This is a genomic window from Salegentibacter flavus, from assembly GCF_900115145.1.
Classification (GTDB): domain Bacteria; phylum Bacteroidota; class Bacteroidia; order Flavobacteriales; family Flavobacteriaceae; genus Salegentibacter; species Salegentibacter flavus.
The window spans coordinates 82,115-102,038 of the sequence record NZ_FOVL01000013.1 but is presented as its reverse complement, the minus strand read 5'-3'; the positions used below and the strand labels follow the sequence as shown (position 1 = coordinate 102,038).

General features: G+C 41.5%; 16 protein-coding genes. 4 read left to right on the top strand and 12 right to left on the bottom strand.

The window, feature by feature from the left end:
• Positions 1-272 precede the first annotated feature (272 nt).
• A complete protein-coding gene (locus tag BM266_RS11160) occupies positions 273-2,066 on the bottom strand; it encodes an acyl-CoA dehydrogenase family protein (RefSeq protein ID WP_093409599.1) in 1,794 nt (597 codons plus the stop codon).
• Between the two features lie 494 nt (positions 2,067-2,560).
• Here BM266_RS11160 and katG point away from each other — a divergent pair, with 494 nt between their 5' ends.
• Positions 2,561-4,816, top strand: a complete 2,256-nt coding sequence (gene katG / locus BM266_RS11150) for a catalase/peroxidase HPI (protein ID WP_093409595.1) — start codon at positions 2,561-2,563, stop codon at positions 4,814-4,816.
• Between the two features lie 131 nt (positions 4,817-4,947).
• A complete protein-coding gene (locus tag BM266_RS11145) occupies positions 4,948-5,889 on the top strand; it encodes a c-type heme family protein (RefSeq protein WP_093409593.1) in 942 nt (313 codons plus the stop codon).
• 218 nt (positions 5,890-6,107) lie between these two features.
• On the opposite strand, the gene BM266_RS11140 is transcribed toward BM266_RS11145, so the two are convergent.
• The 7 genes from BM266_RS11140 to BM266_RS11115 all read right to left on the bottom strand — a co-directional run bounded on the left by BM266_RS11140 (position 6,108) and on the right by BM266_RS11115 (position 14,680).
• Entirely contained in the window at positions 6,108-6,596 is a 489-nt protein-coding gene (locus tag BM266_RS11140) for a YqiA/YcfP family alpha/beta fold hydrolase (RefSeq protein WP_093409591.1), read from the bottom strand.
• A 110-nt stretch (positions 6,597-6,706) separates the two neighbouring features.
• The gene (locus BM266_RS11135; RefSeq protein ID WP_093409588.1) at positions 6,707-7,231 is read right to left on the bottom strand and encodes an HD domain-containing protein; all 525 of its coding nucleotides are present in this window, start codon (positions 7,229-7,231) and stop codon (positions 6,707-6,709) included.
• Positions 7,232-7,433: 202 nt separating this feature from the next.
• Positions 7,434-8,690, bottom strand: coding sequence for an amidohydrolase family protein (locus tag BM266_RS11130; protein WP_175494799.1), 1,257 nt, complete (start codon positions 8,688-8,690; stop codon positions 7,434-7,436).
• Between the two features lie 289 nt (positions 8,691-8,979).
• Positions 8,980-11,349: a TonB-dependent receptor gene (locus BM266_RS11125; RefSeq protein WP_175494798.1), complete on the bottom strand. Its 2,370-nt coding sequence runs from the start codon at positions 11,347-11,349 to the stop codon at positions 8,980-8,982.
• A gap of 1,173 nt (positions 11,350-12,522) precedes the next feature.
• Entirely contained in the window at positions 12,523-13,947 is a 1,425-nt protein-coding gene (locus BM266_RS11120; protein ID WP_093409581.1) for a nicotinate-nucleotide adenylyltransferase, read from the bottom strand.
• Positions 13,948-14,030: 83 nt separating this feature from the next.
• Positions 14,031-14,168 (bottom strand): hypothetical protein, encoded by a 138-nt coding sequence (locus tag BM266_RS17110; protein WP_175494797.1) that lies wholly within the window; start codon positions 14,166-14,168, stop codon positions 14,031-14,033.
• 260 nt (positions 14,169-14,428) lie between these two features.
• A complete protein-coding gene (locus BM266_RS11115; protein WP_093409578.1) occupies positions 14,429-14,680 on the bottom strand; it encodes a hypothetical protein in 252 nt (83 codons plus the stop codon).
• A gap of 180 nt (positions 14,681-14,860) precedes the next feature.
• On the opposite strand from BM266_RS11115, the gene BM266_RS11110 reads away from it, so the two are divergent.
• Positions 14,861-15,661 carry a universal stress protein gene (locus tag BM266_RS11110; protein ID WP_093409576.1) on the top strand — a complete coding sequence of 267 codons (801 nt, stop codon included), beginning with the start codon at positions 14,861-14,863 and terminating at the stop codon, positions 15,659-15,661.
• Positions 15,662-15,809: 148 nt separating this feature from the next.
• On the opposite strand, the gene BM266_RS11105 is transcribed toward BM266_RS11110, so the two are convergent.
• From BM266_RS11105 to BM266_RS11090, 4 genes are read right to left on the bottom strand one after another with little or no spacing between them, the layout of a single operon-like run.
• Positions 15,810-17,135: a DUF3570 domain-containing protein gene (locus BM266_RS11105; protein WP_245760429.1), complete on the bottom strand. Its 1,326-nt coding sequence runs from the start codon at positions 17,133-17,135 to the stop codon at positions 15,810-15,812.
• 1 nt (position 17,136) lies between these two features.
• The gene (locus BM266_RS11100) at positions 17,137-17,346 is read right to left on the bottom strand and encodes a DUF4266 domain-containing protein (RefSeq protein WP_093409636.1); all 210 of its coding nucleotides are present in this window, start codon (positions 17,344-17,346) and stop codon (positions 17,137-17,139) included.
• The gene (locus BM266_RS11095) at positions 17,346-18,278 is read right to left on the bottom strand and encodes an FAD:protein FMN transferase (protein ID WP_093409570.1); all 933 of its coding nucleotides are present in this window, start codon (positions 18,276-18,278) and stop codon (positions 17,346-17,348) included. Before BM266_RS11095 ends, BM266_RS11100 begins: the two co-directional genes overlap by 1 nt.
• Before the next feature lie 49 nt (positions 18,279-18,327).
• Positions 18,328-18,765 (bottom strand): thioredoxin family protein, encoded by a 438-nt coding sequence (locus BM266_RS11090; RefSeq protein ID WP_093409568.1) that lies wholly within the window; start codon positions 18,763-18,765, stop codon positions 18,328-18,330.
• Positions 18,766-18,955: 190 nt separating this feature from the next.
• On the opposite strand from BM266_RS11090, the gene BM266_RS11085 reads away from it, so the two are divergent.
• Positions 18,956-19,873, top strand: coding sequence for a DMT family transporter (locus BM266_RS11085; protein WP_093409565.1), 918 nt, complete (start codon positions 18,956-18,958; stop codon positions 19,871-19,873).
• The last annotated feature ends 51 nt before the right edge of the window (positions 19,874-19,924 follow it).

Genomic DNA, 19,924 nt, shown 5'->3' with positions numbered 1-19,924 from the left:
AATAGAAGCCTCCTTATGAGATTCCGGATCAAGTCCGGAATGACGCTAACTTAGAAACAAACGTCATCCTGAGCTTGACTCAGGATCTCATATGAGTAAGCAATTGCAGTAAGGGCCGTGAAATTTAAAAAAGCTGCATTATGAGATTCCTCCTCGCTACTACCTCGCTCCTTCGGAATGACAGAAACCCCCCATAATTATCATTTCGAACGCATTGAGAAATCCCACCTGAATGAGCTTGTCAAGTAAGACCTGGAATAAAAATAAAAAGCTTACACATACTTCCCTTCAGCTATCATGGCACGGGCAATCCTTCTACGGGCATCTTTGATATTGAACGCGTGGGCTTCGGTGAAGCCTTTCAACCCCTTCATTAGCAGGGAACACTCCTCCCCTTCCGCAAAGCTAAGGATAGCCTCCTGCCCTGCCTGCCTGATTTTTTCCGCAGACTCATACAAAAAGACACGCCTAATGTCGGCTATGTGTTCCGGGGCCTTCTCTTCCCCATTGGTTCTTAAGTTTTCAGCTTTAATCAACACGGCTTCCAGAACATAAACCTGAATGATCATATCTGAAATATGCATCAGCACCTCCTGTTCTTCCTTGAGCTTTTTCCCGAGTCGTTTCGCCGCTGCGTCTACAATGATAAGCGCCGCTTTTTTAAGATCTTCCAGGATTGCGAAGGCTGCCTTCGGGCCGCCTCCTGCCAGCTTCCTTTCAGTTGGATTGGAATTGAGCTCCACTTGTAGCTGCTTTGCCGCCTGTAGCAGCTCCAGCTCCCCAGTCATTGCTTTCTTCAGCAGCATATCGACGATCAGCATCCGGTTGATCTCGTTAGTCCCCTCATAGATACGCGTAATGCGGGCATTGCGGTAAAGCCTGGCCATGGGCGCATCTTCCGAAAAGCCCATTCCACCAAAGATCTGCACCCCCTCATCTACTACCAGGGCCAGGCATTCTGAACCAAATACCTTCAGGATAGCACACTCGATCCCATAAGCCGATACTGAAGCAACTTCAGCCTTTTCTGCGGAAAAGCCCTCTGCTTCCAGGGCAGCCATCTTTTCGTCTATGAATTGCCCCGTGCGATAGGTGGCGGCCTCCAATGCAAAGATCCTTACCGCCATTTGTGCCAGCTTATACTGGATGGCCCCAAAACTGCTGATGGAGCTCCCGAACTGCTTTCTGTCAATAGCATATTGCACGGCAAGATCAAACGCCGTTTTTGAGGTACCTATAGCCCCTGCCCCTAGTTTGATACGCCCGCCATTAAGCACATTAAGAGCGATCTTAAATCCTTCTTCCCGTTTTCCCAGCATATTTTCCACAGGCAGCCGCACCTCATTGAAGAACACCTGCCGCGTAGACGAGCCCTTGATTCCCATCTTACGCTCTTCCTCGCCAAGGCTGATGCCCCCGAAATCCTTTTCGACAATAAAAGCAGAAAGATTTCTGTCATCCTCCACTTTGGCGAATACAATAAAAATATTGGCAAATCCCGAATTGGTGATCCACATTTTCTGTCCGTTGAGCAGATAAGCGGCCCCGTCTTCCACTGGTGTGGCCCTGGTCTTTCCGGAGTTGGCATCAGATCCCGCGTCGGGTTCGGTAAGGCAATAGCAGCTCTTCCACTCCCCGCTCACCAGTTTTGGCAGGTATCGCTGCTTCTGGACTTCAGAACCGTAAAAAAGGATAGGCGCGATGCCTATACTGGTCTGTACCCCAAAGGTGGGGGAGAATTCCGATACCCGGCCCACCTCCTCTGTCACCCGGAGACTGGTGGTGAAAGAAACCGTCATGCCTCCGTATTCTTCAGAAATACCAAGGCCCAAAAGCCCCAGCTCTCCGGCTTTTTCCAGTAGGGAAACCGAGCGGCTGTGCTCCTTCTGGTGCTCCATCTCTTCAGCCAGGGGTTGAACCTCACGCTGAATAAACTCTTTCACGCTGCCCAGGACCATCTCCTCTTCTTCGGAAAAAAGGGATCCGGGGGAATTGCTCCCTTTCGCGGAATGGATCAAAAAAGCGCCTCCGGTACTATGTTCTTTGTTTTCTTGTGATGTTTTCATATTTAAGTGGATTGGCTTCCCGAATTCTCTCCGGAAGTAATTGAACAGACAGCAGCTACCTCCCAATTTACATATTTTTACAGCCATAATCAGGCAAGACTGTCAAAAAATAATTGGAATTCTGAAGCGGAATCATCAGTACTTAATGCTGAGGCCAACAATCGGATTATCCAAAAGAACCATAAGCCTTTGATAAATAAGTTTGGATTAATAAAGTAGCTACTTTATTAGATTCCGGATCAAGTCCGGAATGACGTTAACTTCAATCAGGCCGTAGATCATATCCGGATAGGATATCGAAGGTGTATTCCTGGAATTGACAGTATTTACCACCGCATTGAAAATGATAAGGTAGAAATCGTATATCTCCCTATTCAATACTTAGGATCGCCATAGTTTTTATCTAAACACCATAGTTATTAAATATTAAAACATAAAAGCAATAAGAAAAAATTATAGTATTTTTAGATTATAAACCACTAAAATTTCAAACTATGGATAGAAACGATCATTCCAACAACCCGGATAACCACAAAGTATGGGAAGTAAATGAATCCAGCCGATGCCCATTTATGGGCGGAGCAGTCGAAAAGACTGCCGGGACAGGTAGCAACAACCGTGACTGGTGGCCAGACATGTTGAACCTGCACATCCTGAGACAACACTCCAGTTTATCTAACCCTATGGGGGAAGATTTCAATTATGGCGAAGAATTTAAAAGCCTCGACCTTGCCGCCGTAAAGCAAGACCTGCTTAAGCTTATGACCGATAGCCAGGACTGGTGGCCCGCCGATTACGGGCATTACGGTCCGTTTTTTATCAGAATGGCCTGGCACAGTGCGGGAACCTACCGGATAGGTGACGGGCGTGGAGGTGCGAGTTCCGGCTCCCAGCGCTTCGCTCCCTTAAACTCCTGGCCCGATAATGCCAACCTGGATAAAGCGCGTCTACTACTATGGCCAATTAAACAGAAATACGGAAAGAAAATTTCCTGGGCTGACCTGATGATCCTTGCAGGTAACGTAGCCTTGGAATCTATGGGGTTGGAAACCTTTGGTTTTGCCGGGGGTCGCGAAGACATCTGGGAACCGGAAGAAGACATCTACTGGGGCTCGGAAGGAGAATGGCTCGGCAACAAAGAACGCTATCAAAAAGAAAACCTGGAAGATCCCCTGGGGGCTTCCCACATGGGGCTAATCTATGTTAATCCGGAAGGCCCTAACGGAGATCCCGATCCTGTAGCCGCGGCAAAGGATATCAGGGAGACCTTCGGAAGAATGGCGATGAACGATTATGAGACCGTAGCCTTGATCGCCGGAGGACATACCTTCGGAAAGACCCACGGATCGGGAGATGCCGAGAAATATGTTGGAGCAGAACCTGCCGGGGCCGGAATTGAAGAAATGGGCCTTGGCTGGAAAAACAGCTACGGAACAGGAAACGCCCAATACACGATCACCAGTGGCCTTGAAGGAGCCTGGACTCAAAAACCTACTCAGTGGACCAACCTTTTCCTTGATAACCTGTTCGGTTTTGAATGGGAATGTCACAAAGGTCCGGGCGGAGCCTACCAGTGGAAACCAAAAGACAATGCCGGAGCAGGCACTGTTCCGGATGCCCACGATCCTTCAGTTAAACATGCGCCATTTATGCTTACCACCGACCTTTCTTTAAAGGAAGATCCAGAGTACAGAAAGATCTCCAAACATTTTCACGAGAATCCTGATGAGTTTGCAGAGGCATTTTCTAAGGCCTGGTATAAATTAACCCACAGGGATATGGGGCCAATTTCCCGTTACCTGGGGCCTGAAGTACCTTCAGAAGAACTTATCTGGCAGGATCCTATTCCAAAACCAAATCATGAGCTGGTGAATGATAATGACATTTCAGGGCTAAAGAAAAAGATCCTGAATTCCGGACTATCGGTCTCTGAACTGGTTTCTACCGCCTGGGCCTCGGCTTCTACCTTCCGCGGATCGGATAAGCGCGGGGGCGCTAATGGAGCCAGACTTCGCCTGAAGCCACAAAGACACTGGGAAGTGAACAATCCGCCGCAGCTACAGAAGGTCATTATGAAACTTGAAGAAATTCAGAAGGACTTCAATAATGCCCAGTCCGGCAATAAAAAAGTATCCCTGGCCGATCTTATTGTACTCGGCGGATGCGCTGCCATAGAAGAAGCAGCCAGTGATTCGGGACACCAAATAAATGTTCCCTTTAGTTCGGGCCGTGGAGATGCTTCAGAAGAACAAACCGATGCGGAGGCTTTTGAACCACTAGAGCCCAGAGCAGATGGTTTCAGAAATTATACAAAACAAAGCGAAAATATCTCCACTTCAGCGGAAGAGATGTTGGTGGACAAAGCCCAGCTGCTCACGCTCACGCCGCCGGAAATGACTGTTTTATTAGGCGGAATGCGGGTATTGGATACCAACTTCGACGGATCTAAGCACGGAGTATTTACCAAACGCCCCGGCCAGCTCACCAACGATTATTTCGTGAATCTGCTGGATATGCGTACCACCTGGAAAGCGACTTCAGATTCCCAAAATGTCTTTGAAGGCACCGACAGGGCTAGCGGAGAGAAAAAGTGGACCGGGACAAGGGTAGACCTCATCTTCGGATCCAACTCAGAGCTAAGAGCCCTTGCAGAAGTTTACGGCTGCGGAGACTCGCAGGAGAAATTCCTCAAAGACTTCGTAAAAGCCTGGAACAAAGTAATGAACCTGGACAGGTATGATCTGAAATAATTTCAGGAAATAAAGTTTTAGATTTGAAAAAAGGTGGTCGGGATTTCGGCCACCTTTTTTTAGTACCAGCATAATTCAGAACCTTTCCAAAACAATTCTTTAGTATCTTTAGGTAAACAATTACTCACAAGATGAAAAGAATTATATTATTAATCAGTTTGATGATCTTTGTTTCTTCCTGCAAGGACAAAAAAGACACCTACGAAGACCCTGAACTTGTTGCCGAGGCCAGATTACAGGAACATCCCGGAAAAGCCCTGATGGAGAAACACTGTTATGCCTGTCATTCTCCAGAGAGCGGGACAAGATTGGCGCCGCCTATGAGTATGGTACAGATGCATTATCTGCAGGGAGATATCACAAAAGAGGATTTCGTTGCCGATATTGTAAATTTTGTAAAGGAGCCCACAGAGGAAAAGGCCATAATGTATGGAGCTATTAGAAATTTCGGACTTATGCCCTACCAGGATTTTCCTGATTCTGTGATAAGGCAGGTAGCAGATTACCTCTATGAAACGGAACTACCTCAGATGCGGGGTCATGGTGGCGGAATGCAGGGCCGGGGAATGGGCATGGGCCAGAACGACCAGGAAAACACCGTAGCCAAAACAGGCATGGAAATCGCCCAGGCCACCCAGCAACAACTGGGAAAGAACTTAATGAAGGCATTAGAGGAGGGTGGCCCCATTCACGCATTGGATTTCTGTAATGTTCAAGCCATCCCCCTTACCTCCCAAATGGAAAAAGAACACAATGCGGTGATAAAAAGAGTTTCAGACAAGAACCGAAATCCTGACAACGCCGCCAACAAGGAAGAGAAATATTATATAACACATTTTAAACAAAGTGTTCAGAATGGCAGAGAACCTGTGCCGGTCGTGATTCCCAAAAACGGAAAGAATAAGTTCTACTATCCCATAGTCACCAACAAGATGTGTTTGCAATGCCATGGAAAACCCGAAGAGATGAGACCCGAGGTGCTGCAGAAGATCAAAGAACTCTATCCGGAAGATAAGGCCTTGGGTTATTCAGAGAATGAAGTGCGGGGAATCTGGAGCATTGAATTAGATTAAGTTTCAGCCTTTATAAAATCCTAAACAGTATTAAAAGCACATTAAATAAAATTCAGAAGAGGAGAAGGAAGAAATATTACGTCCTGGGGAAATCCACACTTTGGAAATGCCCGGTCTGGAACCCGGTGAGCAGATGCAAAGGGATATGGAAAGACTTACCAGGGAGGAGAAGGAGAAGCCTATCCGGATTGATGGTATGAAGATCAAGCATTAAAATTTCAAAGCCTCTTAAAAAAAGTCTTCAGCTCCTGCTCAAAGCAATCCAGGGGCACCTGGTGTTCCATTTCAGGACGCAGGTGCAGGTACAGATCTGTCCCCCGGTTTAAATGTTCTCCCAGAAAATCTAGAGTTTCGGCGGGATTAACCGCGGGGTCCCGCTGCCCTATCACCAATTGTTTTAAACTTGAAGAATCCCCAGTATTTTCGGGAATTTGCTGAAAAGTGGAACGGGTCTTTAAAGCCGGATTGAACAAGAGTGCTGGCACATTCAGGCTATTGGAGATATAATAGCCCGCGAAACCTCCCATACTACTGCCTATCACCGCCCCGAATTTCGTATCGGCATATTTTCCCAGCACCCATTCAATGGCATTGGGGATGTTGTGGTAATCAATATTAGGTGCGAAGACCTTTCCGTATTTCTGAAGCCGCACCCGTTTTGCTTCATTGAGCTTACTCCCGAGTCCGTGCAGGTATAGAATATTCATAATTCAGGTTTTATATATTTAAAGAATTGCTTTTTCAATCACCCTTAAATTTAAGGCTTAATACCGACAAATTATGGCGCAAGAAAAAGATCTTTGGGGAGATGGTATTCTCAGGGCTTTCTCAATTGAATGATCCCGCGTTGCACTTCAAAGCAGGCTCTCATAAGCAACTTAAAATCCCCACCCTGTAAAGCTTCGGTGAGGGCTTCCATCTCCGGAATATATTTTCGGGCAAAGCCGGGGTCGTTTTTAAGGATATCGCGGGTGTTGTCTATCACATCTGCAAGTTTGATAGTCTTGGCCTCCGGGCTCATCCCGGCTTGTCGCTCTACCTCTTTCTGCTTGCGTTGGCGACGGTTGAGATGAGGGTGATTCTTCTTTTCGTATTCATCGGTTAGCTCCTCCACCAGACTAGCAGTCTTTCGCCCGAACTTCCTCTCAATATCCTGCAGGGAGACCGGAGTATCTTCCACCACATCATGCAGGTAGGCCGCGCAGATCATCTCAGAAGTGTGGGTGACGCTTTTTACCAGTCCCGCCACACGGATGGGATGTTCTATATAAGCTTCTTCGGAATATTTTCGCTGCTGAGTCCCGTGGGCTTTCCGGGCAAATTCCAGGACTTTCTTTTCCATTTTTTCTTTTGAAGATAAAATATTTCCTGAAAAATTTGCAGGGGATTAGCCAAAAACTAAAAGTACTCGTGCTTTCATATGAAGATTCTGGATGATAATTGTATCAGGAAGAAAGGCTTATTTAACCCCCGCCCTGTCCATTTCTTCCAGAACATCTGTAGAACGGGTTTTCTTTTTGCTTCCTTTGATTGATATGATAAATTTATTCCCGCAGGGTTTTTGGTGAAAAAAATTCACCTTTTTTCACCACTCGATGAATGCTAAAGGTATTTTCAATGTGTTCTAATGGATTTTTATTCAGAATAAGAAAATTGGCTAATCTTCCTTGTGTGAAATAAGGTGCGGGATCTTTCTCTTCCCAATACTGCGCCGGATAAATAGTTGCCGCCCGCAGCGCTTCTAAATTGCTAAATCCCATATCCACAAGATTATGTATTTCCTGGTGCACAGCATAGCCGGGAATTAAAAAAGGGTTAGGAAAATCGGTTCCTACCAATAATTTTACTTCCTGGCGAGCCATCTCCTTTAAAAAAAGTTCGTTAAGGCGGTTCAGCACCATATTTCTGCTCTGATTCTCAATAGTTGATCTCCACCAATTTTTCATTCCTTCATCAAGACCTTTATAAGCCTCAGTTTTCATTATGGCCGCGATCCTTGCGCTATCGCTGCTGTTTTTCCACAAAACTGCAGTAGGACTGGTCCAGACCTGATTTTGTTTAATTTCCTTAACTACCTCATAAATTTTCTGTAGGTCGGGATCTTCCGCCAACCGGTAGCCATAATAAATATGATCTTCTGGTTGAGCTATTTTTTCAACCTCATTTTTGGTAACCAAAGGCCCGAAATTTTTAAAATGTTCAAAAGAAGGGGAATTAGTATTAAATACCTCTTCAGTTTTAGCGCTGGTCAAAACTTCGAATGGAATATGTGCTGCCACCCGCATCTCCTGCTTTTTGGCGGCCTCAATAAATTCAAAATATACCTTTGCTGGAAGTCTTTCGTAAAGTTTTACCAGGTCATAGCCTTTTGCTTTTATTTCAGAAATGAGACTATCTGCATGGCCTGTATTAGTAATCACTGGACCATCATGAAATTTGCCCCATAGTGGTTTTTCGCCATCAATTAAAGGCCCTGCCACTTTCAAATCGGGTCCCATAATTAGGTTTTGTGCAATACTATCTTTCCAAGAGAGCAAGTCTTCATTACCTGCCATTACCCGAATTTGCGTAATTCCGTAACTTAAATATTGTTGTAAATATCTTTTATGATGTGGGTTCCTGGGCTGAAAATGGGCATGCATTTCCACTAAAGACGGCATGAGGTATTTCCCTTTTCCGTTAACAATGGCTGAATCGGGAAGGATATAATTTTTCTTGAATTCTTCCTCTGAAAGAATTTCAAAAATTGAATCTTCCTTTAGCAGTACCACCTCATTTCTGAGTACTGTTTCATCCGCCAAATTCAGGATTTTAAAATTAGAAAGGGCTATGAGATCACTTCTTTTTTCAGGAGTCTTACACGCCGCAAAAAGTATAAACAAAACAAAAACAGTAGTTTTAAGTTTATTTTTTAGAAGAATTAACCTTGGATGATGATAAAACATTCTTTGAGTGATTTTATACGGGACGATAACCCCCGCCAATTTTTAAACCTCCATTTTAAAGACCTTCGAAAAAACGTCTTGTTACAAAAAGACCCCGGGATCAAACACCCGGGATCGGGATGATAGTTGTATCAGGAAGAAAGGCTTAATTAGCCCCTGCCCTACCCATTTCTTCCAGAGCATCTGTAGAGTGGGTTTTCTTTTTGCTGTTACCTTTGCTGAAGTTATAGCGCAGGTTTAAACTTACTGCCTGTTGATTAAAATACTGATCTATATTGAATTGGCTTTGCCCAATTTCAGAAGTGATCTGAAGATCCTGGCTTCGGAAGATATCGGTAAATCTCAGGCTTACGTCCAGCTTATCATCCATAAAGCTTCGTTTAATCCCCCCGTCTAACCATTGCTGAGCTTCTATAAAATAGATCCCTACTGTGGTTGGCCCCTGAAGGGTGGCATTCAATTCGAGTTTAAAATCAGCAGGAAGATTGATTTGATGGTTGGATTGCAACAGGTAGAACAGAGATTCATTCACCACATTAATCCCATCAATTCTGGTATTATTATCCTGATAGTTCAAGACCATAGTGTTATTAGTATTCCAGAAGGAAGCTATTTCTACCGGCGCCAGGAGGCTGGCCATATAAGAAGTGTAATTATCGATATTCCCTCCGGTAATCCGGGTGATGCCTGTTTCCTGGTCCAGATAAAAGATTTCGGTGTTATAATCGTCTATGCTTTCATACTGCAGGTTCAGATTATATTTTCCGAAGAAATTCTGGTTAATACTAAATGAGTTAGCAAACTGCGGCCTCAAATCAGGGTTTCCTACCACGATATTATAAGGATCTACAAAAAACATAAAAGGATTCAACCTGTCGTAGGCCGGGCGTTTGATCCTTCGGTTATAGGAATAAGTAAGTTTATAATTGTCACTTACCCGCTGGTTTAGTTGCAGGTTAGGAAAAAGTTCAAAATAATCACTTTTATTTTCCTCCTCCATAGAAGCTGAAATCCCCAGTCCGTTGGTCTGCTCCAATCTTAGTCCGGCATTCAGGCTCCAGGTATCGTTAATTTTTTTAGAGTAACTGGCATAGGCCGCGTAGATCTCTTCCTCATAGTTGAAACTATCGCTATTCTGAGATTGAAAAACCCTTTCGCCATCCTCATCCAGATAAAAATCCAGGTTTGATTTCGAGATTACCTTACTTGCCTTAATTCCGGCATCAAAATTTCCTCCATTGCGAAACGGCATATTAAAGTCTATCTTCCCGGCATATATATCGTAATTAGAAAAAGAATCGTTAAAAAGGATCTCATTTTTAGAATCGGCATCAGGAAAAGAATAGTCATTATAGAACTCTGAATAGATATCCTTTTTCAAAAAAGCATAATCCAGATCGGTAGAAATATTGGTTCCCAGGCTATCCAGGTTGATTTTGTAGTGAAAATTGATCCTACCGTTATAGACATCTTCAGTTTTATAGTTTTCTGAAGCGATATCGGCCAATTTATTAGTTCCGGCATCAAACAACTCAGAGTCGGTAATCCATTCATCATCTTTTTGAGTATAGCTAAACTGCGCCATCGCACCCAGGCTATGAGTTTCGTTTAATTCCACATCGGTTCCCGCCATCAGAGAAGGCACCAATTTTATATATTCCTGACGGCCCTGCTGCCTGGTCCTGGCGATAGCACCTCCTTCGGGATAGATACGCTCCATTTCGGCATCGCGAACCAACCCCTGCTCTGAAACGTCCAGATTGATGAAACTGGACCATTTTCCTTTGTTGAAACTAAGATTAGCACCACTGTTAAAAAGATTTGGCTCTCCTTTGGTATAACCGGCGTAAATACTCCCGTTAAAGCCGGACAAGCCGTTCTTTTTTAGATTGATGTTGAGCATTCCCGCGCTGCCCTCTGCGTCGTATTTTGAGGGCGGGTTATTCATCACTTCGATGCTTTTAATGTTTTCTGCGGGCATGGATTCCAACAGGTTTTTCAGGTCTTCCTGGCTTAGATAGGTAAGTCGTCCATCCAGCATTACTGACACTCCGCTTCTTCCGTTTAGCTGAAAATCCCCGTTCTGATCGGCCGAGACTCCCGGCGCTCTTACCAGCATTTCGTAAGCGTTATTCCCGGCGGCAAGCGTAGTTCCTTCCACTTCCATGGTCACATTCCCGTTTTCCACTTTCATTCTGGGTTTCCAGCTTTTCAGCATCACCTCATCGAGCATAGTGGTTTCTTCAGAAAGCAGGATAACCCCCAGATCGTAATTGAAATTGGGACCTGACACTTTGAGCTCATCAGAAAAATTATCGGCATAACCAATGGCTGAAAATTTCAATACATATTCTCCTTTTTCTGAAGGTTTTAAAATAAAATTACCCTCAATATCAGAGGTAGTTCCGGTTACCAGGGTGGAATCCGGCAGTTTAATTACAGAGACCGTTGCAAAAGGTACAGTTTCTTCCTTCTGGTCTTCGAGCCTGCCGGAAATCCCCTCCTGTGCTAACACAAATTGACTAACTAATAAACATAAACTAAAAAATAAATTTCGATACAACTTCATCACTTTGATCTTTAAAGCATTAAAACTCGTTTGATACCTCAAAGATGAAGGGAAACAGGGCGTTTGAGAAGTAGATTCTGCTGAAGTAGGAAAATAGCTGGGTGAAATGGGATATGAGGGCGATGAAATAGAAAGGAATTTCTTGAAATTACCTGAAACTGGTTTCAGATGGATGAACCTTTAATATTCAAAAACCATAAATTCCATAAAAAAGCTATTTATTTTTTACTTTTTGTTACTGAAGAGAGCTTGGAACCTTTTAGACAAACAGCATTGATTATTTGCTAAAACCTTTTAAGAAGGAGAAACTATCCAGGGCAATCGCTATATATGAAAGTATGAACAGCAAAAGTTTTAACCGGCAGCTCATTATAAACATCAAGGCAATAGAAAAGGCTAAAATAATAAGCAGTAAAATAGTTGCCGCTTTAAGGCAATGGCTGGAGATGTAACTTTAGGAAAGCTGGGAAGGATTTTTCAAAACCGAGGGTTTTCCCCCAGTTTTTTAGATGTTAAATTTCATTAATTTATACTCTACCCAAATTCCTTGAACCGATCTACTGTAAAAACAGAAGATATGGATCAGAACTTTACACCCCTTAACTGGATCAAAAGACATTACAAGGAACTTACCGCCATAGGTATTGTAGTTTTTGTGATCATCTTTGTGACCGTTTTTCTGAATGTGCGATAAGCAGCATTCAAATTTAAACCCGGTCGGTTACCGGTGAGACACGCACTTGATTTTCACCCGGATACAGCTCCGGGGGTGATTTTTTTTGAGGTAGTCCGAAACTTGCTTTAATTTTATCAGATATTTTTAAAATATGAAAGAGGTTTCCTTCCCAGCATTTAAAGGGGTTAACATCCCTCAGTTTCCACCATACTTTTCAATAATTCCCGGACCGGACTGCCTAAAAGAGAATTTCGGCAATAAGAAACAAAGACTTACATAGGATTTTGGAATTAATTAACTTTCTCTAAATTTAAGTCCATTTATAAAACAGTGATTTATGAAATCTTCAAAATCAGGCATCCAAACTTACTGGGTTTATATTTTCTTTATCGCATCAGTTCTTCTTCTGGCTTTTCTGTTTTCATAAGTCTTGGTAATCAGGATTACGAAGTTTGAAACAATTTCTCCTCCAGGATCATTTTGGAAGTTTGTTCAGGTAAGGACTTTTCCCAACCTTCTTCCCCTTCCCTGATCATTTTATGTACTTCTCTTGAGAAAATATCAAGGATTTCAGGTTGGTAGTTTTCGATATCGACTACTCTACCGTTGTCTTTAAAGAACTTGTATAATTCTTTCATCCCTTTTTCCACCTTGAGATTATCAGAATTCAGAATTATATCCCCCTCTTTTAAAGGATATAAGTAGATCTTCAAATTCTTAAAGAACAGTTTTCCGAAGGCTTCCAGAATGCCACCGCTAAGATGTGTGTAATATTTGGCCTCAAAAATATCGGTGAGCGTATTCACCCCCATTGCGAGGCCCATTTGTGCTTTGGTGTGTTGGGAGAAATATTCCACCACTTTATAATACTCCTGAAAATTAGAGATCATCACCGTATGCCCCATAGCACAAAGTAAGCGCGCCCGGTCCAGAAAGTCTTTCTCATCGATATCGCCTTCGGCCTTAAGGTTGTTTAAAGTCATTTCGAAGATCACCGTGGTATTTTCCGGGTCAACTTTCCTTTCCTTTAAAAACAACTTTAAAGACTCTTCATACATGTTCATATTAACCTTGGTCACCGGCCTGAAACTTCCTCTTAAGGTTAGTATATTCTTTTTATAAAGCACGGTGGCGGGTAGTACATTATTGGCATCGGCATTAAACATTACCGCTTCGGTGATCCCTTTCCGAAGTAATTCCAGGCTCAGTAAACGGTTATCTACAGCGCTAAAAGCAGGCCCGTGAAAGTTAATGGCATCAATCTCAACCTTATCCACATCGATATGATCGTAGAGACTCTTTAAAAGTTTCTTTGGATTATCGTGATAATAAAAGGCCCCATAAATAAGGTTTACCCCCATTAATCCTAGAGTGTTTTGCTGTTGTATGGCATTGTTTTCCTGAAACTGAATGTGAATAATAATTTGATTATAGGCTCCTCCCGGTTCGGTTTGAAATTTAATTCCCACCCAACCGTGGCCTTTATATTTCTTGGCGAAATCTATGGTAGCAACCGTATTGGCATAGCTAAAGAAAATCTTATTTGGATGTTTTTCTTTTGAAATTAGCTCTTCAATAAGCCGGGTTTCAAAATTGAGCATATCTTTTAGTCTGGCCTCGGTAACGTAGCGGCCCTGAGGTTCTCGTCCATAAATGGCGTCACTAAAATCCTTATCGTAAGCGCTAATGGTTTTGGCTATGGTCCCGGAGGCCCCTCCTGCTCTAAAAAAATTACGCACCGTTTCCTGGCCCGCCCCTATTTCGGCAAATGTGCCGTAGATATTTTTATTTAGATTTATTCTCAGGGCCTTGTTTTCAACAGAGTGGCTGGATTGAAAATCTTTCTCTCCTTTTAATACATGACTCATAATTGTATGTGCTTTTTCTGAAAGTTTGTGGTGGTTTTTTTTGGAGCTAATCAGTTTTTCTTCGGAATTTTATGTTGAAATAATCAGAGATTAGTTTTTAGAAATTCTGAAGCTTCTTTATAATAAATAAGTTCAGGCGAGGCCTGGGCACAAGCTACATATAAGATTTGTTTATCGGCAGCCGATTGATAATTATTTTGGGTTACACTGATCGTAATCATTATATTTCAGAACTTTTCTCTCTTTTATTTCTTTATCCATACGAGTGAAATTTCTTCCTCATTTAAGACCCATTATAGTGTTTGAAACGGGTTAGATTTAATCTGAATCACAAAAAATTTTAATTTGTAATAACCATATTTTTTCAGGTAAAATCAGTTTAAACATCCTGAATAGAAACCGTTGAAAATATAATTCAGCATAAAAAATAATACTGCTGGTACGGCATAAACCTGCATCAGGTTTTATGGCGGAGTTGTCTTTAGGAAGGAGAAGAATTGCTTATTTTTCCTACCGGTGTAAAAGTAAGCTTTATAATATTTAGAGACAAAATGTCATTTGATAAAATAAACCGGATCTTTAGCTTAAAACGATCATCCCAAACGGGTTGATCGTATTCAGTATATCTGTTGAAATCTAAGGTTGCTAAACCAAAAGCTGTATTAAGCAGGCTGGTTCTGGGCGTGATATGGCTAAGTCTGGCATTAATCCCTGGCAGGTAGAATTTTCTCATACAATTTTGAAATGGAAGTATGGGAACTTCAATGATCTCCTCGAAAAAACAACTCTGATAAACTCAAAGTCTCAAAATTTTTCGCAGCCGGATAATTTTTTCTTTCAGAAAAACCGACCTGATCATAATCATATTAATTTGACAACGATTATGTTAAGTTTGTGCTTTTAAACAAATAAAATGAACGTTTTATTACTTTCAGACTTTTCGGAGGTTGCGATTAATGCTACTCATTATGCTATGGACCTACTTAGGGAAGAAAAGGTTTCTTTTATCTTATTAAACATCTACGTACCAGACCCGGATGCATCTGAAGAGGAAAAGGAAAGGAAGAGAACAGCAACAAAGGCAAGACTACAGGAACGAGTCGATAAGCTGAGAGAGCGTTCGCTTGACAGACCACACTGCGTAAACGGTCATTATTCAGAAGATAATTTGGTAAATACGACCCGGGACTTTTTGGTTAAAAATAAAATCGATCTTCTGGTTATGGGTGCGGTGGGAAAAGATATGCGACATGCTACGATTCTTGGTGATCACACCTTTGAGATTATATCCAAAATTAAGTGTAATATTTTAGCCGTACCCGAGGATGTTCAATTCAGGGAGATCCAAAGAATTCTAATGCCGATAGATACTTCAGTTTCCCTGCATAGTAAAAACCTACAGTTTTTAAAAGAGAGTAAATATTTGAATAATACTCAACTTAGTGTTTGGGAATTAGGAAATAGGATCGCTCCTGATCAGAGATCCTTAAGCACTTCTGCTTTTGAAAGTCTTGACCAGATGCAGATAGACTTTTTTAAGTTAAATGACGTGGAAAGTTACGACAAGAGCATTTGGATGGAAGTTCAGAAGGAATTTGATGTAATCAGCCTCCTGGCGAAGAATATTCAAATTTGCAGTCACCTCATGCATTCTAAGCATGGATTCTATTTAACGGCCCCCAACAGATTGCCTATTTTTGTTTTACACGATTAGGAAGACAGATAATGTCTGATGCTGTTAATTATAAGGTGATTTTTTGGTGTAAGAAACCACAAACTGATTTGGAAGTCTAAAGACTTTGCCCAGTGCTTTTAAATTGATTTTGAGAGAGCAGCTTATCCCGCCACAAACATATTTTTCGTTAGTCCATCAGAAATTTAAAGCCGGCTGTAATAATTTTAGAACTAAAAGTAGTGTCTCTATCATATTTATAGAACTTCAGATCTACACTTTTTAGACCAAATTTCCAGATGTGTGTTTTGGTGAAAATATCGGTGTAGGAAGCTCCAAATCCAAATTGATTTGCAGAGTATTCCGAAAGGTCATAATCAGAAGTGTAATATTCATCTGTAGACAGGACGCTTTCATAAGGTCTAAAGTAGTCTGCCGCTGTTTGGTTATAAAATCTGTATGAGGGATACAAGGTAAACTTATCTGTGATCTTTACAGGAACTTCAACACTGGCTGTATGGGAAGTAATCCCCCAATCATCAGAGTAATAACGATAAAAAGTTCTCATCGTGAAAAATTCATTGAGATACCAATTTAAACGACCGCCTACCGCTATTTTAAACCTTGAATCAGGTAAGCGTTCAACGGCATCGGCAAGTTGAAAATTATCAATAAATGAATCTGCTACATCCGCAAAATATACTCTTTGAAAAGGAGTAGATAACAATCCTTCTTGTTGCACAAAATCTATCGCCAATGAGCCCTGAAGGTTTTTATGGAGTATTTGTGAGAATCCCAGGCCCAACGAATACGAATTACGTCCCTCCTCATCAAATTCAATAAATAAGGGATTATAGTTAGTATTCCCTGTGATAGTGTTTTGTGCAAACAATCGATTGTTAAGCCCATCCCCGCCTTCTCCAAAAGGTCTCAATTCCATTGGATAGATAGTATTCCAGGTGTCTAAATAGACGTTTCCATTTATACTAAACTCAGTGTTCTTTTCATTAAAAAGTTTAGTATAACTACCACCAACTCCAATAGAAAAATAATCGTATTCCGAAGATACCGATAGTTTTGCAGACCAGATATCGTTTCTATCATCTGAGCTATGACTGTAACTTCCTGTCATGTTTGCCCAAAGGTCTCCGCTTGAGGCTCCAGAGGATGCCTGAAAAGGATCTGCCGGGCCATCATCAAAAGGATCTATGTTACTTGAGGAAGCAGAGGTATATGCAGAAACTCCGGCATCAATGGTCAACACATCATCATCATTTAAAGGAATGGAAACCACAAAAGCTCCGGTAACATCTGTTAACTCTTCTGTGCCAACACCCCCACTAACAGCAGCGTTGTCACCATCCTGGGTATAATAGCTGGTTAGAAAATCTACTTCGGTAGTTTCAAGCACACGTTTTTTGTAAACCTTAGTGGAGTCTGGAGTTGTTTGAGAGTAGGCATTCGCAAAAGCGAACACCCCTATAAAAAACAGGATATTTTTCAAAATAGTTGTCATCTTAATTACAGCCACAGCCGCCTCCGGTTTTCCCTCCATTTGCACCTACGGCCGCCTCCCGATAGGAATGTGCGGTAGTGAGGTTGCGATCTATTTTCTTTTCTGAAAGTGCCATATCCGGATCATTTATGTTTACTTTTTCATATTCCTTTACCACCGCACAACTACTAAAAAAAGTAGTTATCAAGACAGCAGTTATAAACTTTTTCATCATAGTTTATCAATTTCAATATTCTTTGACTTAGTGATATTCCCTCTATCATCTATTATAATACACTCAATTCCGGGTAATTGATTGATGCGATCTAATCCGGCTTCCTTCCCCATAACAAAAACAGAGGTCGCAAGAGCATCTGCAAGCTCTGCCTTTGGCGCGAAGACGGTTACACTAATAATTCCGCTTGCCGGGTAGCCTGTTCGGGGGTCAATAATATGTGTATATCTTTTCCCCTGTAAATTGACATATTTCTCGTAATCGCCTGAAGTTACTACTGCTCCATTAGTAACAGGTAACAGAGCAAACACCTTGTTTTTGTCCATAGGGTTGGTAATGGCAACCTTCCATTCTTTCCCGTTGGGTTGTTTCCCCCAGGTATTCATATCACCGGAAGCATTTATAATTCCGGCTGGCATTCCTTTAGAAATAAGCAGTGCTTTTGCTTTATCGGCTGCATAGCCTTTTCCTATTGCTCCAAAACCGATTTTCATTCCTTCGAGTTTTAGAAATACAGTTTTGTTTTCTCGATCCAGAACGATGTTCCGGAAACCGACTTTTGCTACAGATGCCTTTATTTCCTTTTCTGAAGGCATTAGGGTCATGCTGCCATCAAATTTCCAAATTTTATCCATTGAGGCATAAGTAATATCAAAAGCACCATCGGTTAATTGGGAGAGCTTAATAGAGCGCTCAATCAATTCGAATAATTCAGCGTCTACTTTTACGGGGTTCACTCCCGAATTTCTATTGATCTCAGAAGTTTGTGAATTGGCATCCCAGGAAGAAATGAGTTTTTCTATTCTTGATATTTCAGCTACCGCAGTATCTATATGTTTATTTGCAGAAGTAGAATCATTTGCTACCACTGTAATATCAAAACGACTGCCCATTAATTTAAGCGTTCGCTTATATGGCTGTTGTGCCATAACTGTCACTGAAAACAGTATAAGTAAGGTGGTGATGAGACCTTTCAAATTATTCTATTAATGCATTTAGCTCCTTAATATAATTTTCGGGAGTTGATTTTTTATAGCCGGTTTTCCCAAGTACTTTCCCCTCTGAATCGAGGACAACCACAAACGGAAATATGCCATTCCTGTTGTAGGTTTCTGCTAATTTCGCATTGGCTTTACTTTGAGTTTCTGATAAAGCATTTTTCTTTTTTCGAGGAAAATCTGCCTGCAGCATGATGTAATTATCTAGCGCATAATCTTTAAAGACTTCTGTACTCCATATTTCCCGATCTAATTTGATGCAGGGAGCACACCAGTCTGAACCCTGGAACACCAACACAATTGGTATATTTTCTTCAGTGGCAAGTTCTTTTGCCTTTTCAAAATCTGTCTCCCATTCCTGGGAGAAGGCAGTACTTAAATTTAAGAGCAGAATTACCAATAACAAGGCTTTTTTCATTTTTTTGTGTTTTATTAACTAATAACGTCAATATGTTTCCATTCGTATTTAGGCGAATGAAATTTAAGTGTGAGCTGCTTTTTTTATCAACTCAATAACCATACATACACAAGCTCAGGAAACAGGGATTCTAAACCACTTAGCAACAATTGTTGCTTATACCTAATTGGGAAGATGTTAACTTTATACCGTGAAAATATCAGGTAAATTAAAAGGTGTTTTACTGGCTTTTGTTTCTGTAATTGCAGTATCCAACGTTTATATATTTAGTAAAGCTGCTCTTATGGAGATCAGCCTGCCTCAATTTGGGGTTTATTGGTTTGCAATTGGGCTAACCTGGATATTTTTTTACGGCTGTACACAAAGAACCTATAGGTCAATAAGACAATTTGCCAAAAGAAACCTGGGCATCCTTTTGGTGCTTGGTCTTATTGAGGTTGCAGGAACTTATTTCTTCTTCAAGGCCATAAATACGATATCCAATCCTGCAATCACCTCGTTTATTGGTAATGTATCCCCTGTTTTTGTTATCACACTGGGCTTTTTCCTATTGAAGGAACGTTTTAACCGAAAAGAGTTTATAGGAATGGCGCTTGCAATAATGGGTGCATTTATTATAAGTTATAAAGGCAATACCTCTATCAGTGATATGTTTATTGATGGCACTCAATATGTGCTGTATTCCAGCGTATTTACAGCCGTTAGTTCCGTGATTATTAAAAAGAACATCAAGAACATCAATCCAATAATATTGACCACCAACCGTAGTTTGTTTTTACTAATATTTTCTATTATGGCGCTGGTATATACAAAAGAACCTTTAATAATAAGCTCTAAACCCTTGTTGAATATTTTCATAGGTGCTTCCCTGGGACCATTTTTAACGGTTATTGCAGGATATCTGGCTTTACAGTATATACCACTATCCCAAAAGGCTATTATCAACAGTTCAAAGGGGCTTTTTGTTTTATTTGGGGCTTATCTATATTTTGGTAAGTTCCCTGATACCATTGCTTTAATCGGGGGGCTTATAACCACTCTTGGGTTATTGCTAATAGCATTTGGAAAGTCTAAGCTGAATAAAGTCAAAAAAATCCCGGATTTCTAGAAGCCTGGATCTTATATGATGATTTCACTCAACTGGAATTATGAGAGGCGC

Excerpts from the sequence above, each read along its gene's own strand:
- BM266_RS11095 (WP_093409570.1), bottom strand. The coding sequence starts at position 18,278 with ATGGCACAACAGCCATATAAGCGAACGCTTAAATTAATGGGCAGTCGT.
- BM266_RS17110 (WP_175494797.1), bottom strand. The coding sequence starts at position 14,168 with ATGATTACGATCAGTGTAACCCAAAATAATTATCAATCGGCTGCCGAT.
- BM266_RS11110 (WP_093409576.1), top strand. The coding sequence starts at position 14,861 with ATGAACGTTTTATTACTTTCAGACTTTTCGGAGGTTGCGATTAATGCT.
- BM266_RS11090 (WP_093409568.1), bottom strand. The coding sequence starts at position 18,765 with ATGAAAAAAGCCTTGTTATTGGTAATTCTGCTCTTAAATTTAAGTACT.
- BM266_RS11115 (WP_093409578.1), bottom strand. The coding sequence starts at position 14,680 with ATGAGAAAATTCTACCTGCCAGGGATTAATGCCAGACTTAGCCATATC.
- BM266_RS11105 (WP_245760429.1), bottom strand. The coding sequence starts at position 17,135 with ATGACAACTATTTTGAAAAATATCCTGTTTTTTATAGGGGTGTTCGCT.
- BM266_RS11145 (WP_093409593.1), top strand. The coding sequence starts at position 4,948 with ATGAAAAGAATTATATTATTAATCAGTTTGATGATCTTTGTTTCTTCC.
- BM266_RS11120 (WP_093409581.1), bottom strand. The coding sequence starts at position 13,947 with ATGAGTCATGTATTAAAAGGAGAGAAAGATTTTCAATCCAGCCACTCT.
- BM266_RS11140 (WP_093409591.1), bottom strand. The coding sequence starts at position 6,596 with ATGAATATTCTATACCTGCACGGACTCGGGAGTAAGCTCAATGAAGCA.
- katG (WP_093409595.1), top strand. The coding sequence starts at position 2,561 with ATGGATAGAAACGATCATTCCAACAACCCGGATAACCACAAAGTATGG.
- BM266_RS11160 (WP_093409599.1), bottom strand. The coding sequence starts at position 2,066 with ATGAAAACATCACAAGAAAACAAAGAACATAGTACCGGAGGCGCTTTT.
- BM266_RS11135 (WP_093409588.1), bottom strand. The coding sequence starts at position 7,231 with ATGGAAAAGAAAGTCCTGGAATTTGCCCGGAAAGCCCACGGGACTCAG.
- BM266_RS11100 (WP_093409636.1), bottom strand. The coding sequence starts at position 17,346 with ATGAAAAAGTTTATAACTGCTGTCTTGATAACTACTTTTTTTAGTAGT.